This is a genomic window from Psychrobacter sp. CR212 (genome assembly GCF_059693765.1).
Map to the genome: position 1 here is coordinate 1 of NZ_JCATIF010000014.1, position 524 is coordinate 524.

Below are 524 nucleotides of genomic sequence, written 5' to 3' on the forward strand. Positions count from 1 at the left end.
AATCATACGCCTAAAGCTATGTACGTGACTTCAGGCAACTCAATAACACCTAAAGATAAGTTGGACAAAATGCCAAAAATGGTTGCCAATGGCAGTCGCGCTTTTATCTGGTATTTGTTGGCGATAATGGTATTAATACTTGATCAATGGACTAAGTGGTTGGCCCAAACCACATTAGCGTTCAATGACCCCGTACCGGTCATTGAACCATTTCTCAACTGGACACTCGCTTATAACTATGGGGCAGCATTTAGCTTTTTAGCCAACGCTGGCGGTTGGCAGAAATGGTTTTTCTCAGGCTTAGCTTTTGTAATGGCTATCTTTTTAACGGTTTATTTAATCAAAGCGCCACGTGCAGCCAAGCTATTATCTATGGGGTTGGCCTTAATGCTTGGTGGTGCGATTGGCAACTTAATCGATCGTTTAAGAATTGGTAAAGTGGTTGACTTTATCCATGTGCATTATGCTGATGTCTGGAATTATCCTCTTTTCAATGTTGCAGATATAGGTGTCTGTGTCGGTGT

General features: G+C 41.8%; 1 protein-coding gene. It reads left to right on the top strand.

Annotated elements, in window-relative coordinates; all coding sequences use genetic code 11:
- The coding region (gene lspA, locus AC58CZ_RS13235; RefSeq protein WP_497413157.1) for a signal peptidase II at positions 1-524 on the top strand (524 nt) is incomplete at both ends.